Here is a 16,147-nt window from a genome sequence, read left to right as displayed (position 1 = left end):
CGCGCACTTTGCCGGAGGCGGCGCATACCGCGCCTCCTCCGGACTACCCGCCCCGCCGCCGGCGAGCGCCAACGCCTAAACCTCAATAAACCTCGGCGGATCAAAGGCGGTGATCGGCGGCAGTTCCTCACGCCACGGGGCGATCTCCACCCAACAACTCTGGGCGCTACAGCCTTGCCCCAGGCGCGAACTGCCGCGATCCTCGGTTAACACGTTGGGATTACCGTGCTTATCGAGCGACCGTTCTTCCTTCGGATCCAGCGGGTCATACCAGGCGCCGGTGGACATCTGTACCACGCCGGGCAAAATCTGCTCGCTCAGGTGCACCCCCGCCAGAATCGCCCCGCGGTCGTTATAGACTTTCACCACGCTGCCTTCGCGGATATCCCTTGCCTGCGCATCGCTCGGATGCATCCACAGCGGCTCGCGTCCCTGAACTTTCGTCGCCCGGCTGACGCTGCCGTGGTCGTACTGACTGTGCAGGCGGGCGCGCGGCTGGCTGGAGAGCAGATGAAGCGGCCAGCGCGCCGCCTCCTGCCGCTGGCGGGCAGCCTCCTGTTCATCCCACCACGGATGGCCAGGGCATTCGCGATAGCCAAACCCGGCGACGGTGGCAGAAAAGAGTTCAATTTTGCCGGAGGGGGTGGAGAGCGGATAGCGCTGCGGATCGGCGCGAAAATCGGCGAGAAAAATTTGCGGCCGCTCCGGCGCGCTGTATTCCAGCACCCCCTTGCTGCCAGAAGTCATCGAACGAGGGCAGCGCAATACCCTCCTCCTGCGCCCGCGGTCTTGACTCCTCATAGAGATGACGTAGCCACTGCCCGGCGTCACGCCCTTCGCTGAACGCTTCTCCGAATCCCAGCCGCCCGGCCAGATCGCAGAAAATGGCGTAATCGTCACGCGCTTCGCCCACCGGCGGGATCTGCGCGCTCATGGCGATCATAAACCCGTCGTGACCGCCGCTGCCGATATCCTCTCGCTCCAGCGAGGTGGTGGCCGGCAGAACGATATCGGAGAATTTGGCCTGCGCGGTCCAGTACTGCTCATGCACCACCACCGTCTCCGGGCGGCGCCAGGCCTCGCACAGTCGGTTGATGTCCTGATGATGATGAAACGCATTGCCTCCCGCCCAGTAGACTAAACGGATATCGGGATAGCGCCGCTGCTGACCGTCGAACTCATAGGTTTCTCCCGGGTGCAGCAGCATATCGGACAGCCGCGCCACCGGGATAACGCTGTCCACCGCATTCTCCCCGGCGGGTAAGCGTGGGCCGGAAAACGCTTTTCGCACCGCGCCCGCCAGGTTGGTGCAGGCGTAGCCAAACCCGAGGCCGCCGCCCGGGGTGCCGAGCTGTCCCAGCAGCGCGGTCAGGGCCACCGTCGCCCAGTAGGCCTGCTCCCCTTGACGGGCGCGCTGGATAGACCAGGAGATATTCACCATCGTCCGGTGGCGGGCCATCTCCCGCGCCAGGTCGGCGATGCGCTGGGCGTCCAGGCCGGTAATCGCCGCCGCCCACGCCGGGGTTTTCGCTACGCCATCGTGCTCGCCCAACAGATAAGCGCGATAGGGGGCAAACCCGACGGTATGGCTGGCAACAAACGCCTGGTCGTAAAGGGACTCAGCGATCAGCACATAGCTCAGGGCCAGCAGCAGTGCGGTATCGGTGCCCGGCCGAATGGCCAGCCACTCGGCGTCGGGCACCGCGCTGAGGTCATTGCGCACCGGACTGATATTGATAAACCGCGTGCCGTTGGCCTGCATCTTATCCAGCCAGTACTGGAGCATATGGTCATTGGCGCCGCCGCCGTTGACCTGGGCATTGCGCAGCGGCAGACCACCAATGGCGACAAACAGCTGACACTCCCGGGCCAGCTCGGAAAAATGGGTATGCTGCCGGTGCAGCGGGCTCAGCGGCCCGAGAATATGCGGCAGAATACGCTCGCCCGCGGCGCTGCTATAGGTATTGGTGCTGGCGGTGTACCCGCCAAAGCCCTTGAGAAACCGGTGCAGCTGGCTCTGCGCATGGTGAAAGCGTCCAGCGCTGGCCCAGCCGTAGGAGCCGCCGTAGATCGCCTCATTGCCGCAGCGCGCCTTGACCGAGCGCAGCTCGCGCGCCAGCAGGTCCAGGGCCACCTCCCAGCTGACTTCGACAAAGGGCTCTTTACCTCGCCCTTCTCGTGACGCCGGCCCGTGCTGGAGATAGCCGGCGCGCACCGCCGGACGGCGAATGCGCGTTTGGCTGGTCACCGCGTCGGGAAGCGACTGGCCGATGCGTGAGGGATTTTTATCCCAGGGCACCGGCTTAACCGCCACGATCTCGCCCTCACGGCTCTCCACCTGCCAGGTTCCCCAGTGCATCACCGTATAATTATGCTGTTTCTTCATAGCGCCCGCGTTCTTCTCAGCTTAAGGTTCATTACAATAAAGCGGGGAAATAGGGTAATAATCCTTACCCGGCCAGACATTGCTCTGCTAAAAAAAGCTTTAGCCCGCGCAATCTTCTTTTTTTCTCTGTAGACGCCGTATTTCCCATGCACTCACAATATTAAGAAAATTGTCTTTATCCGCTAAATAAACACGGAATAAGTCAAAAATAAAACCACAAAATAAAAAGGTCTATCCGCCATCATGAAATATTTTCAGGTTCCTCATGACAAAATAAACTTTTTCTCTGACGTTTCTGCGATATAACATTCCTGGCATAACTTAGACTTATTTTGTATTTGAGGTGGCGAGGTGCTTCTTGTCATGCTACCGGTCCGCAACCACCTTCATCACAGGATCATAATAACAATGTCGCAGAAAAGAAAATTATTGCCTGCCGCGCTGGGACTGCTTTCCCTTGCCTCGCTGAGCGTCGCTGCCGCAGACGCCCTCTCCTTACAGGGAAAAACCATTGGCGTTGCCGTGGTCGGCACTCAGCATTTCTGGGATCGCGAGGCCTTTAAAGGCGCGACAGAGGAGGTGGAGAAACTGGGGGGCAAAGTCATTGGCGTCGATGGCGGCCGCGATAATCAGGTGCATGCCAATAACCACGATATTTTACTGTCACGCAAGGTGGACGCGGTAATTAGTATTCTCGGCGATAGCGCCGTCGAACCTAAATTTAAAGCATTGCGTGATGCCGGTATCCCGGTATTTACCGTAGATCATGTTTCTCAATATTCGGTCAACAATACCACTTCCGATAACTACACCTTAGGCTCAACCATCGGCCGCTACATGGCGGATGAATTAGGCGGCAAAGGCAACGTCGCCGTATTTAACGCATTCTCCAGCGCGCTGCGTATTTGCGGAATTCGCTACGATCAGTGGAAATATGTCCTTAAGGATTATCCGGATATTCATATTATCCAGCCCGAGCTCGCGGAACAGTTCGCCAACTCGCCGGAAGACGCGCGCAAGAAAACCCTCGAATTACTCAGCCAGTATCCGAAAGGTAAACTGGACGCCATCCATGTCGCCTGCTGGGATCAACCGGCCATCGGCATCGTCCAGGCGCTGGAAGAGACCGGTCGCGATAAAGACGTGAAAGTGACGGCCATCGACGCCGGTCCGGAGACCCTGGAGATCATGGCGGAGCCCGGCAGCCCGTTCGTGGCTAACGTCGCGCAGCAGCCGCATCTGATCGGCCAGACCTCGGCTGACAACGTGGCCCGCTACTTTGCCGGCCAGAAACTACCGGTGCAAACCTTTATTCCGGTGGTTCCGGTGAAAGGTCCGCAGGAAGCGAAAGCGGTGTATAAACAGTTGGGATACGGCGAGCTGCAGTGATTAATCAACATCCTGGCGGGGAACGCCCCGCCGCTGGTCTGGTCATGGAGCAGATCGGTAAACGTTTTGCCAGCGTCACCGCGCTTAATGCGGTTACCCTGCGCCTCAATCCGGGGGAGATTCATGGCCTGATTGGCGAGAACGGCGCCGGTAAATCGACGCTGATCAAGATCCTCGCCGGTGTCTATCAGGCCGACAGCGGCAGCGCCACCCTCGACGGTCACCCGCTGCCCCTCGGCAATCCGGCAGCCATCGAAGCCGCCGGCATCCGCGTTATCCACCAGGAGTTGAACCTGATCCCGCACTTTACCGTCGCGGAATCGGTGTTTCTGGGCCAGGAGTATCGCACCCGCTGGGGGGCACTGGATCGCCGACGGATGAAGGCCGCCACGGCGCAATTTTTCCAGCAAAACTGGCAGCTGGCGATCGACCCCGAACGGCTGGTGCGCGACCTGAGCCTGGCCGAGCGCAAGCTGGTGCAGATTGCCCGCGCGCTGATCGACGGCGCAGCGCGGCTGGTGGTGTTCGACGAACCCACCGCCCCCCTGGAGGCGCAGGAGGCCAGTCTGGTCTCCTCCGCCATCCTGCGCCTGCGCGACCAGGGCATTGCCATTCTGTATATTTCCCACTACCTCAATGAGATAGCCACCCTCTGCGACCGCGGCACCGTGCTGCGCAACGGGGAAGTGGTCGGTTACCCGGACCGCGACCTGCTGCAGAATACCGAGGCGCTGATCGCCATGATGGTCGGCCGGGAAATCGACCAGCTGTATACTCCGCGCCAGCGCCCGGCGGCAGACAATGGGGCAACCCCGCTGCTCTCGGTGCGCCAGCTGAGCGACGGGCGGCAGCTGCAGGATCTTTCTTTTGATATTCAGCCGGGCGAAATCGTCGGCGTCGCCGGCCTGCTGGGCGCCGGACGCGATGTGCTGGTCGACCTACTCTACGGCTTACGCCCGGCGGAACGCGGCACCATCCACCTCGAGGGCCGGCCGCGGCGCATTCGTACGCCAAAGCAGGCGATCCGCGCCGGCATGGCGCTGGTGCCGCGCGACCGCCGCCATCAGGGGCTGATCCTGCCCTTCACCACCGCCGACAATATTAATCTCGCCTCGCTGCCGGAAACCGCCACCTTTGGCTGGGAGCGGCGGGGTATCGCCGAGCAGAAAGCGCGCGACTGGATAGAACAGCTGGCGATCCGCCCGGGACGACCGGGGCTGCCGGTACGCTACATGAGCGGCGGTAATCAGCAAAAAGCGATCCTCGCCCGCTGGCTGGGGACCGATGCCCGGCTGTTTATTCTCGATGAACCCACCCTTGGGGTCGATATCGGCGCCCGCCGGGATATTTATCAACGTACGCGCCAGCTGGCCGATCAAGGACGGGCGGTGCTGGTCTCCTCCAGCGACGCCCCCGAACTGCTCGGACTATGCGACCGGATCCTGGTCCTCTGGCGCGGCGCGCTGGCGGCCAATCTGCCCACCCGCGGACTAACGCTGGACGCCCTGCTGGTGGCGATCAACGGCGGACAGGAGCCTTCACCATGAGTACTGCTATCCAGCGTCGCGGCCGTCCGGGCCTGACGACGCTGATTGAAAAATTTCCCCTGATCCTGTTTCTGGCGCTGCTGGTATGGCTGAGCGTACAGTCGCCCTACTTTCTCAGCTGGCAAAATATCAGCCTGATGCTGGTCCAGAGCGTTCCGCTGGCAATCCTCTGTTTCGGCCTGGTCTGCGTTATCGCCGTGGGCGGAGATGACGTGGTCTCCGGCGGCATCGACCTCTCCCTGCCGGCGACGGCGGTGCTCGGCGTCGCGCTGCTCAGCCTCGGGCTGGCCGAATGGCACACGCCATATCTCCTGCTGCTGGCGCTGCTGGCGGCGGTTTGCCTGCTGTGCGGGGCGATCAACGGCTTGCTGGTGCTGGCGGCCGGCCTGCCGCCGCTGCTGGCCACCCTCTCGACCTCGGTGGCGTTTACCGGTCTGACAGATCTGTTGACCGGCCAGCGGCGCATCGCGGTCAGCGATCCGCTGATGGTCGCCTTTCGCGACAACAGCGTGCTGGGCCTGCCCTGGCCGCTAGTCTACCTGCTGGGGGTGTTTATCCTGTTCCAGTTCCTGCTCCACCACTCCCGCTTCGGCCAGCATGTGCAGGCGGTGGGCGGCAACCGCGATATGGCGCAGATGAGCGGCCTGAACGTGCGCCGCTTGACCCTGCTGGTCTGGCTGTTAGCGGGCATTGCCGCCGGGCTGGCTATTCTGCCGCTGCTCAGCCAGGGCTCCGGCAGCTCCAGCGGGACGGCCACGCCGCTGCTGCTGGAGACCGTGCTGGCGACCTTTATCGGCGCCGCCTTCTCGCGCCGTCGGGTGGTCACCATCTGGGGCGCGCTGCTGGGGGCAATCCTGGTCAACGCCCTCTCTAACGGGCTCGGCCTGCTGGGGGTCAATATCTTCTGGATGGGCGCCATTAAAGGCGGCCTGATCCTGGTGGTGCTGGCGGCCTCGGCGGTCAGACACAAAGGAGGCGAGGCATGAGTCAAATCACCCTGAAAACCTCTGCGTCGGCGGAACAGACGGCCAGCAGCCCGCTGGCCTGGCTGTCGCGGGCCGGATTTGGCGTCATCATCCTGCTGGCCATCGCCCTGTTTGGCTGGGCGAATCCGGTATTTTTAACCGTGGATAACTGGGCCAACCTGCTGCAGGGCAGCGCGATCCTGCTGATTGTGGCGATGGCGATGACCCTGATCGTCAGCGCCGGGGCGATTGATCTGTCGGTGGGCGTCGCGCTCGATTTCGGCGCCGCCTTCGCCCTCGTCGCCCTGAAAACCTGGCATCTGCCGTGGCAGGCCGCGGTGGGCTGCGCTCTGCTCGGCGGCGTGCTGATTGGCCTGCTCAATGCCTTTCTGATCCTCATCTGCCGGATCCGCCCCTTCCTCGCCACGCTCGGCACCTGGTTTATCGCCAGCAGCGCCGAGCGCATCTATACCGACGGCGGCGGCGCGATAGCCTATCGGCGGATGGCTCCGGAGTATCACGACCTGGCGGTGGGCAACCTTGGCGGGATCCCCACGCCGGTAGCGATCGTGCTGGCGCTGTGGCTGGCGGCCTGGCTGGTTACCGAGCGCACCCTGTGGGGCAAATATGTCCGCGCCATCGGTCAGAACAGCGAAGCGGCGCGTATCGCCGGGATCCGCGATCGCCTGACCATGCTCGGCGTGCTGGTGGCCGCCTCGGCGCTCTGCGCCGTCGGCGGGGTGATCCTCTCCGCCAACCTGCGGCAGTTTACCCCGCTGGCCGGGCAGTCTTACCTGATGGACGCCATTGCGGCAGTATTTATCGGCACTGCCTTTACCCGTCTGGGCCGGGTCAGCATCCTCGGCACCCTCGGCGGCGTGCTGTTCCTTGCCATTATTGATAACGGCCTGAACCTGATGGGGCTCAATTATCTGGTGAAGGACGCGCTGGTCGGCGTGATTCTGGTGGTGGCCCTCGCCCTATCCTTCTGGCAGGCGCGCCTGCGCCAAACGCATCGCTAAACGGGAGAACGATGGCAACCTTTGACGCCGTATTTGTCGGCCTGACTATTCTGGATATCGCCGGGCGCCCGGTGGTGGCGATCCCGCCGCGCGGCGGCGTCGCCTTTATTGAGCAAATTCGTCTCAACCCCGCCGGCACCGCCGCCGGGGCTAATATCAACGCCGCGAAGCTCGGGATCCGCACCGCAGCGGTGGCCTGCCTGGGCGAAGATGAAAAGGCCGACTTTATCCTCGCCAGCTATGCCCGGCTGGGCATCGACTGCTCGCTTATCCAGCGCACCGCGCTGAAGGAGACCTCGGCGACGATCCTGCCGATTCGCCCCAACGGCGAACGTCCGGCCCTGCACTGCCGGGGCGCGTCTGACGCCCTGTTTGTCAGTGAAGCGGAATTTGACGCCGTCCTTGACTGTCGTTTCCTGCATCACGGCGGGACCGGGCTGCTGGCGGCAATGGACCAGGGACAGAGCGCGCGGCTGTTGCAGGCGGCCAAAGCGCGCGGAGTCACCACCAGCTTTGACCTTATCGCCCCGAATGAAGAGACCCTCGAACTACTGCGGCCCCTGTTGCCGTCGGTGGATTATTTCATGCCTTCGCTGGAGGAAGCCGCCTTTCTCTCCGGAGAGACGCAGCCGGAGGCCATCGGCCGCTTCTTCCTGGCGCTCGGCGTGGGCACCTGCATTCTGAAAGACGGCGAGAACGGCTCCTGGCTTATCGGCCGCGATGGCGGGCCGCAGCATATTGCGCCGTGGCCGGTCGAGGCGGTGGATACCACCGGCTGCGGCGACAGCTACTGCGGCGGGTTTATTGCCGCACTGGCGCGCGGACTCAGCGTGAAAGCAGCGTGTGACGTCGCCTCGGCGGTGGCCGCGCTGGTGGCGACCGGGATGGGATCGGATGCTGGGGTAGTGGACTGGGAACAGACCCAGGCTTTTATGGCGGCCCATCGCCCCTGACGATGGACCCGCGCTGCTGCAGAACGCGGCGGCGCAAGCGGCTTAACGCCACTGGTACAGCAGCGGCTCCCCGGCGACATAGCGCTGAAGATCGGCGGCAATCATCGCCGTGTGTTTGGCGATACTCTCCCGGGTGGCTCCGGCGATATGCGGCGTGATAATCACGTTATCGAACTCGATGACAAAAGGATGATCGCGCCACAGCGGTTCGCGGTGATAGACATCCAGCGCCGCGCCGCCCAGCGGGCCGTGGCGCAGGGCATCAATCAGCGCTGCCTCGTCGACCACCGCCGCGCGAGAGGTATTGATCAGCAGCGCGCCGGGCTTCATGCTGTTTAACAGCGCGGCATTCACCAGCCCGTCGCTGTGCGGCCCGCTGCTCAGGTGCAGGCTGACGATATCCGCCTCGCGGAACAGCGCCTCCAGGGTCGTTTTCTGTAACCCTGGCTCATTGATATCCTCTGCGGCGACGAACGGATCCACCACCAACACCGCCATGCCGAACGCCCGGGCGATACGCGCCACCCGGCGGCCAATGTTGCCATACCCCACCAGCCCCAGCGTTTTATTGCGCAGTTCACTGCCTTTAAACACTTCATAGGGGCTTTCCGGGCTCACGTCCCAGACCACATCCCGCCGCAGACCCTGCTGGGTGGCGGCGGCGGCATTGTCAGCCTGCGTGAATTCCCCCCGCTTCAGCGCCGCATGAGATTGCGGAATATGGCGCGCCAGGCTGAGCATCAGGCCAAGCGTCAGCTCCGCGGCGGCATCGGCATTGCGCCCCGGGGTGTAGAGCACCCGGATGCCGCGCGCCTGGGCGGCCTGGGTATCAATATTCACCGGATTCGCGCGGGTGCAGGCGATCACCTGCAGGCGCGGACAGGCGGCCATCACCGCGTCCGTCACCTCATCATAGCTGGTCACCAGCACCTCGGCGTCGTGGGCCAGCTCAATCAGCTGACCGGCGCTGAGTTTCGGTTTGCCCAGCGCCCACCCCTCCACCAGCAGCTCGCCCAGCTGGTGGAAGGCGCTAAGGTCGCCAGCATGCTCGGCGGTAAAAACGATTTTCATGGTTGTAGGTCCTGAGAAAGAGGTTGAAGGGCGGCCTGTCTGGCCTGCCATACCGGCAGCATCTGCTCGCGCAGCAGGCGGTAAACGGGATACAGCGCCGCGTAGCGGGCATGCGCCTGAGGGCGCGGCTGATAGCGGGTCTGCGCCAGCGGAGGCGTCTCGGCCAGCGCCGCGACGCTACGGGCCGCCAGGATCGCCGCGCCGCGCGCGCTCAGTTCGTTAAAGGCGCTGGAGACCACCGTGCGTCCGGTACAGTCGGCGATAATCTGCAGCCAGGTCGCCGAGGCTGCGCCGCCGCCGGTCAGATACAGCTCGCCGCCCTGCGGATAACCCTGCAGCGCATCGACAATGGCGAAGGCCAGGCCTTCAAACACCGCGCGCTGCAGTTCGGCGCGGGTGGTGTGCGGGCTAATGCCGAAAAAGCCGGCCCGCGCGTCCGGGCTGTAAAACGGCGCACGTTCGCCATTGAGGTACGGCTGCCAGAAGACGCCGCCGCTGCCTGGCTCCACCGCCGCGATCGCCTGCTCCAGGTGCCCCAGATCGGCGTCCAGCGAAATATGCTGCTGCAGCCAGTCAATGTTTGGCGTACCGGCCTGCATCGGAAACAGGGAGATCACCTGTCCGGCTTCGGTATGGGTGACAAAGCGCGTCGCCTCGTTCACCGTCTGCGGGCCGCGGCAGACGATCCCGGTGCAGCAGGTGGTGCCGAGGATCGTGTAGATATCCCCTTCGTTGACCGCGCCGCAGCCCAGCGCGGCGCTACAGACATCCAGCGCCCCGGCGGCCACCGGCGTCGCGGCGGGCAGCCCGGTCAGCGCCGCCACCGCGTCGCTCAGCGTGCCGGCCGGGGCATCCGGGGCCAGCAGCGGGGGAAACAGCGGCAGCAGTTCGTTCAGCCCCATCTCGTTCATCACCACCGAGGACCAGCTGCCGGTCTGCTGATTGAGTAACGAGCTGCTGGCGTCCGTCAGCTCCAGCGCCGCCACGCCGGTCAGGCGAAAGCGGATCCAGTCCTTGGCGAAAAACAGATAGCGCGCGGCCGCCAGCCGCGCCGGCTGATACTGTTTCAGCCAGTACAGCTGCAGGCTGGTATTGCAGGGCTGCAGGTGGGTGCCGGTATCGGCGAAATAGCGGCGGTCGAAGCCGGGTCGGCGCAGCAGGTCGCTCATTAGCTCGTGGCTGCGGGTATCGCTCCACAGGATCCCCGGGCCCACCGGTTCGCCCTGCTCATCGCTGAGCCAGACCCCCTCCCCTTGCCCGGCGAGGCCGATAGCCCGCAGCCGCCCCGCCTGTAGCGCCGGATGGCAGGCAATCTGGCGCAGAATAGCCAGCACCGAATGCCACAGCTGGGTCATATCCTGTTCCGCGTAGCCATTGGCCGACAGGCGGGGTGAGGTATTTTCCGCGGCGCTGGCGCAGGCGGTGAAATGCTGATCAAACAGCACCGCTTTCACCCGCGAGGTGCCAATATCGATACCAAGATAAAAATCCATACCTGCTCCGGCTCAGGGCTCGTAGCGGCGGCGCATCAGCTCGCACTCGAACAGGAACTCCAGCCCCTCCAGTTGACGGCGGGCCTCCTGAATATCTTTCCCCCAGCAGGTCAGGCCGTGGCCGCGCAGCAGAAAGCCGTAGCGCAGCGGGCGGGTTTGCGCATAATCGGCAATCCGCGCCGCCAGGGCGTCAATATCCTGGTCATTATCGAAGATGGCGATCGGAACGGTATCGAGATGGCTATGCTGCCCGCTAAGGGTTTTCTGCATTTCATACCCCTGCAGCGCCAGCGTGTCGCTTTTTTCGATGCGCGACAGCACGGTGGCGTTGACGGTATGCACATGCAGCACCACGTTGGCTTCCGGGAACAGGCGATACACCAGGGTGTGCAGACCGGTCTCGGCCGACGGCTTCCGTCCGGAAGGCGCCTGGTTGGTGGCGATCTCAACCTGCAGAAAATCCTCGGTTGTCAGGCTGCCTTTGTCGCGGCCCGACTCGCTTAGCCAGCACCAGGTATCATCCTGACGCACCGACATATTGCCGCCGGTCGCCGGCGCCCAGCCTTTCGCGCCGATCCAATGACAGGTGGTGACCAGTTGCGCGAGTCTTTCTTGCCACATAGCAGTTCCTTAGGTTAGCGATGGTTTATTTAGCCGTCTAAATGGCTATTTATCCGATACTAACACCGCTAACCGGAGGGGACAATATTTCAGGAAACACACACAAGACAAATGGTTATATCATAAAAGCATATTAAATAACCTTTATTCACAGTGATTTAACCAACCGTTTTCAGTACACCGCTATTCTCCACTACTCTCTGGCCAAAAACAGGCGGATCGTCCTGGCTAAAATTCTCCTCCGGCGCCAGGGATGCGCTCACCGCCCTCCTCTGCCCTGGACTGGTGCAAAACCTGGCAGGATGCACAGTAGAATGGCATTACCCCTCCGAGATCCTTCAATAACTGTGCATGTTGCACACCGCGCGCTATTCCCCGTGCCCGGTTTTTCCTGGCACATCTCTTGCTACTTCCGGCTATCACCGCCCATCTACCAGCCAGAGGTTCCAGGATGTCAAACAGCAATGATTTTCCCCTCGTCGAAGCGCCCGCCGCCGGACGCAAAGGCGTATTTTCCATCGCCATGGTGTTGTTCAGCTTTACCTTTTTCACCGGCACGATGTTCGCCGGCGGTAAACTCGGCGTCTCCTTTTCCATCGTCAATCTGCTGTGGATAGCCGTCATCGGCAACGCCTTGCTGGCCCTCTATGCCGCGTCGCTGGGCTGGATCGCCGCGCGCAGCGGCCTGAATACGGTGCTGATGGGCCGCTTCTGCTTCGGGGAGATTGGCAGCAAGCTGGCCGATTTTATTCTTGGCTTTGCCGAGCTGGGCTGGTACGCCTGGGGCACCGCCACGGTCGCTATCTCGTTGGTGAAGATCCTCGCTCTGCCCGAGGCGCTGACCCAGCCGTTGATGGTGCTGTTTGGTATTCTGTTCTGCGTCACCGCGCTGGTGGGCTACAAGGGGCTGGACGCGCTGTCGCGCCTGTCGGTGCCATTGATGTTTGTGCTGCTGATGGTCTCCATGTATCTGGCGCTGCACCACGCCGGCGGCTGGCAGGCGATGACCCGTATTGCGCCGAGCGACACCATGACCTGGTCGGCGGCCATCACCATGGTCTTCGGCACTTTCGCCAGCGGCGCCACCCAGGCGACAAACTGGACCCGGCTGGCCAACTCCAGCCGGACCGCCATTCTCGCCAGCATGGGCAGCTTCCTCATCGGCAACGGGCTGATGATCGTCGCCGGCGCCTGGTGCGCTATCGTCTATCAACAGGCCGATATCGTTGAAGTGCTGATCCTGCAGGGGCTATCGGTGGCCGCGGTGATCATGCTCTGTCTCAACCTGCTGACCATCCAGGGCCCCACCATCTATAACGTCTCCGCCGCAGCCTGCCATCTGCTGCGCAGCGAACGTAGCCGGACGCTGACCCTCGCCGCCGCCGGGGTGGGCATTGTGCTGGCCATTGGCGGGATGTACGAAATGCTGATCCCCTTCCTCGTGCTGCTGGGCAGTATTATTCCGCCCATCGGCGGGGTGATCCTCGCCGACTACTGGTTCGCCCGCGGCGGGCGCTATCCCCTGCTGCAGAACGCCCGCCTGCCGCGTTTTAACTGGCTGGGACTCGGCGCCTACGCCGCCGGCGCGGTGGTGGCCTATCTTTCGCCGTGGATCGCGCCGCTGGTGGGGATCTCCGTCTCCGCGCTGGTCTATATCGCCCTGACTCTGCTAAGCAAACGCCAGCCTGCCGCCGTCGCGGAGCAGGAGCCATGAGCCTGACGGTCAGCGAACTGCTGGCCCTTGAGGGACTCTCCGCCCTGCGTCTGCGAGCGGGAAAGCAAGGGCTGCAGCGGGCCGTACGCTGGTACTACGTGGCGGAAAATGAACATATCGCCGAGTGGATCATGGGCGGCGAGCTGGTGTTTATCACCGGCATCAACCATCCCCGGGATGAAGCCAACCTGATCCAGTTGCTGATGGAGGGCAAACAGCGCGGCATCGCCGGGATGGTGATCCTCACCGGCGAGGCCTATATCCACGCCATTCCCGCCACGCTGATCGCCCTTGCCGACGAGCTGGGCATGCCGCTGATCGAGCAGCCCTACCTGCTGAAGATGGTGATTGTCACCGAGCGCATCGGCACCGCGCTGGTCCGCAGCGAAAACGTCCTGCAGTCGCAGCGCGACATTCTGATGCAGCTGGTCACCGGCGACTATCCGGACCTGCAGATGCTCCATCAGCGCGCCCTCCACCAGCAGCTCGATTTTACCCGTCCGCTGCGGCTGGCGGCGCTGCGTCTGGAGGGGTTGTCCCGCCTGTTTCGCCAGTTCCCGCCCGAGCAGGCCGAAGCCTGGCTGCTGCAGGCCCACCGCAGCGTGCGTCAGCAGCTGCAGCAGCAGCTCAACCAGCAGGGCAATTCCTTTCCGCTGCTGGAGCGCAGCAACATGTTCCTTTTCCTGCTGCCGGATGAGGAGGGGGAAGGCTTTCAGCAGAAAAAATGGCTACAGCAGTGGCTGCAGGCGCTGGCGGACGGAGAGGAGAGTTTGTCGCTGCTCTGCGGCCTCTCCGCGCCGGTCAGGCAGCTGCAGGGTTACCCGCGGGCGCTGTCGCAGGCGCGCCAGGCGCTGGATCTGTGCGATACCCTGCGGCCGACCCAGCGCATCAGCGACTATCAGCAGCTGGGGTTCATCAAACTGCTGTCCGCGGTCAGCGACCCGGCGCTGCTCAACGATTTTATGCACGACACCCTCGGCTGCCTGATCGAGCCGGGCCGTAAAGCGCCGTGGCTGCTGCTGGAGACCCTCGAGACGCTGCTGCAGGAGAACGGCAACGTGGTGCGGGCCGCCGACCGGCTGGGTCTCCATCGCAACACGTTGCATCAGCGCATCCAGCGCATTGAAAAACTGACCGGCTACCCGGTCAGCCACCCTCAGTTTCATCTCAACGCCTCGGTCGCGCTGGTGATCTGGCGTTTATCGCAAAACCATTTACAGGACCCACCATGAAAATTATTAACGCTCGCCTGCGCCGCCAGGAGGCGCTGTTTACCCTTGACCTGCAGGACGGGATGATTCACCGCATCACCGCCCAGGCCGCGATGCAGACTGCCGACGCAGGGGATATCGACGCCCAGGGCCGGCTGGCGATCCCGCCCTTCGTCGAGCCGCATATCCATCTTGACGCCACCCTCACCGCGGGCGAGCCGGAGTGGAACCGCAGCGGCACCCTGTTTGAAGGCATCACCCGCTGGAGCCAGCGCAAAGCGAGTATTACCCCGGAGGACACCCGTCAGCGAGCGCTGAAAACCATCGGCATGCTGCGCGATTTCGGCGTCCAGCACGTCCGCACCCATGTGGATGTCACCGACCCGTCGCTGGCGGCCCTGCAGGCGCTGCTGGCGGTGAAACAAGAGGCCGCCGATCTCATCGATCTGCAGATTGTCGCCTTTCCGCAGGAGGGAATCGAATCGTATCCCAACGGCCGGGAGCTGATGACGCGCGCCATCGAGATGGGCGCCGACGTGGTGGGCGGCATTCCGCACTATGAGAACACCCGTGACAAAGGGGTCAGCTCGGTGATGTTTTTGATGGACCTCGCCCAGCGCTACGGCCGCCTGGTGGATGTCCACTGCGATGAAATCGACGATCCGCAGTCGCGTTTCCTCGAAGTGCTGGCGGAAGAGGCGCGGGTGCGCGGCATGGGGGCGCAGGTCACCGCCAGCCACACCTGCGCGATGGGCTCTTACGATAACGCCTACTGCTCAAAGCTGTTTCGCCTGCTGAAAGCCTCAGGCATCAACTTCATCTCCTGCCCGACCGAAAGCATTCATCTGCAGGGCCGGTTTGACAGCTGGCCGAAACGGCGCGGCGTCACCCGGGTGGCGGAGCTGGATCGCGCCGGCATCAACGTCTGCTTTGCCCAGGACTCGATTCAGGATCCGTGGTATCCGTTGGGAAACGGCAATATCCTGCGCATTCTGGATGCCGGACTGCACATCTGCCATATGCTCGGCTATGACGATCTGCAGCGCTGTCTCGACTTTGTCACCGACAACAGCGCCCGGGCGCTGTGTCTGGGCGATAACTACGGCCTCGCCGAAGGCCGCCCGGCGAACCTGCTGATCCTCGATGCGGAAAACGACTACGAGGCCGTCCGTCGTCAGGCACGGGTGCTGACCTCCATTCGCCACGGCAGGGTGATTTTGCAGCGTGAGGTGGAGCACATCCGCTACCCGGCATAGGGCGCAAGGCGCTGCGCGACGACGCCTTTCTGTGATACCTTTTCAGGCAGTGTGCGTGACCGACGCCCGCCCGGGCGTCGGCTTCCTGGAAAACAGACGGCGCGAAACGACGATGAGCGATAAAAAATGGATTAAGGCCGAGGACGTGGCCAGACTGGCCGGGGTCTCGCGCTCGGCGGTCTCCCGCACCTTCACCCCCGGCGCCTCGGTGTCGGAGAAGACCCGGCAGAAGGTGCTGAGCGCCGCGGAAGCCCTGGGCTATCAGGTGGATATCATCGCCCGGACGATGATCACCGGCAGCAGTAATTTTATCGGCATCGTCACCGCCGGTTTCGACAACCCGTTTCGCAGCAAACTGCTGGCGCCGCTGGTCCATCAGCTGGCGCTCAATGGCTTTATGCCGCTGCTGATGAACGCTGACGATCCGCAGCAGCTCGCCCCCTCGCTTAAACAACTGCTGAGCTATCACGTCGCCGGGGTGATCATCACCTCCGGCGCGCCGCCGCTGTCGCTGGCGGA

At 63.1% G+C, this 16,147-nt stretch carries 12 protein-coding genes and 1 pseudogene; 9 read left to right on the top strand and 4 right to left on the bottom strand.

All coding sequences use genetic code 11. The features are described 5' to 3' along the window. Positions 1–75: 75 nt before the first annotated feature. Positions 76–2,386, bottom strand: a pseudogene (locus HMPREF3140_RS24735) (molybdopterin-dependent oxidoreductase). A gap of 408 nt (positions 2,387–2,794) precedes the next feature. Here HMPREF3140_RS24735 and HMPREF3140_RS24730 point away from each other — a divergent pair. The 5 genes from HMPREF3140_RS24730 to HMPREF3140_RS24710 are packed head-to-tail and all read left to right on the top strand — an operon-like array spanning position 2,795 to position 8,262. Then, complete coding sequence (locus tag HMPREF3140_RS24730) at positions 2,795–3,775, top strand: sugar ABC transporter substrate-binding protein (protein ID WP_002894353.1); 981 nt, start codon at positions 2,795–2,797, stop codon at positions 3,773–3,775. Between the two features lie 44 nt (positions 3,776–3,819). Next, complete coding sequence (locus tag HMPREF3140_RS24725) at positions 3,820–5,322, top strand: sugar ABC transporter ATP-binding protein (protein WP_021441413.1); 1,503 nt, start codon at positions 3,820–3,822, stop codon at positions 5,320–5,322. Further along, positions 5,319–6,308: an ABC transporter permease gene (locus HMPREF3140_RS24720; RefSeq protein ID WP_021312519.1), complete on the top strand. Its 990-nt coding sequence runs from the start codon at positions 5,319–5,321 to the stop codon at positions 6,306–6,308. Before HMPREF3140_RS24725 ends, HMPREF3140_RS24720 begins: the two co-directional genes overlap by 4 nt. Then, complete coding sequence (locus tag HMPREF3140_RS24715) at positions 6,305–7,309, top strand: ABC transporter permease (RefSeq protein ID WP_004223619.1); 1,005 nt, start codon at positions 6,305–6,307, stop codon at positions 7,307–7,309. Before HMPREF3140_RS24720 ends, HMPREF3140_RS24715 begins: the two co-directional genes overlap by 4 nt. An 11-nt stretch (positions 7,310–7,320) precedes the next feature. Beyond that, entirely contained in the window at positions 7,321–8,262 is a 942-nt protein-coding gene (locus HMPREF3140_RS24710; RefSeq protein WP_004147553.1) for a carbohydrate kinase family protein, read from the top strand. 42 nt (positions 8,263–8,304) lie between these two features. Here HMPREF3140_RS24710 and HMPREF3140_RS24705 read toward each other — a convergent pair whose 3' ends face one another. The 3 genes from HMPREF3140_RS24705 to HMPREF3140_RS24695 are packed head-to-tail and all read right to left on the bottom strand — an operon-like array spanning position 8,305 to position 11,447. Further along, positions 8,305–9,333 carry a 2-hydroxyacid dehydrogenase gene (locus tag HMPREF3140_RS24705; protein ID WP_002894255.1) on the bottom strand — a complete coding sequence of 343 codons (1,029 nt, stop codon included), beginning with the start codon at positions 9,331–9,333 and terminating at the stop codon, positions 8,305–8,307. Next, the gene (locus tag HMPREF3140_RS24700; protein WP_032411039.1) at positions 9,330–10,826 is read right to left on the bottom strand and encodes an FGGY-family carbohydrate kinase; all 1,497 of its coding nucleotides are present in this window, start codon (positions 10,824–10,826) and stop codon (positions 9,330–9,332) included. Before HMPREF3140_RS24700 ends, HMPREF3140_RS24705 begins: the two co-directional genes overlap by 4 nt. 12 nt (positions 10,827–10,838) lie before the next feature. Further along, a complete protein-coding gene (locus HMPREF3140_RS24695) occupies positions 10,839–11,447 on the bottom strand; it encodes a methylthioribulose 1-phosphate dehydratase (protein ID WP_002894164.1) in 609 nt (202 codons plus the stop codon). A 451-nt stretch (positions 11,448–11,898) separates the two neighbouring features. Between HMPREF3140_RS24695 and codB the strand changes: the two genes are divergently transcribed. The 4 genes from codB to HMPREF3140_RS29445 all read left to right on the top strand — a co-directional run. After that, positions 11,899–13,161 (top strand): cytosine permease, encoded by a 1,263-nt coding sequence (codB, locus tag HMPREF3140_RS24690; protein ID WP_032411037.1) that lies wholly within the window; start codon positions 11,899–11,901, stop codon positions 13,159–13,161. Further along, entirely contained in the window at positions 13,158–14,393 is a 1,236-nt protein-coding gene (locus HMPREF3140_RS24685; RefSeq protein ID WP_002894159.1) for a PucR family transcriptional regulator, read from the top strand. The genes codB and HMPREF3140_RS24685 overlap by 4 nt, the downstream gene beginning before the upstream one ends. Then, complete coding sequence (codA, locus tag HMPREF3140_RS24680; protein ID WP_032411035.1) at positions 14,390–15,628, top strand: cytosine deaminase; 1,239 nt, start codon at positions 14,390–14,392, stop codon at positions 15,626–15,628. The genes HMPREF3140_RS24685 and codA overlap by 4 nt, the downstream gene beginning before the upstream one ends. A 145-nt stretch (positions 15,629–15,773) precedes the next feature. Further along, positions 15,774–16,147: LacI family DNA-binding transcriptional regulator (locus HMPREF3140_RS29445; protein WP_228705087.1), on the top strand; the 374-nt coding region annotated here is incomplete at its 3' end.

The sequence above is a fragment of the Klebsiella sp. HMSC16A12 genome, assembly GCF_001808265.1.
Taxonomy (GTDB): domain Bacteria; phylum Pseudomonadota; class Gammaproteobacteria; order Enterobacterales; family Enterobacteriaceae; genus Klebsiella; species Klebsiella pneumoniae.
The sequence above is the reverse complement of the archived record's forward strand: the minus strand, read 5'-3'. Positions and strand labels throughout refer to the sequence as shown.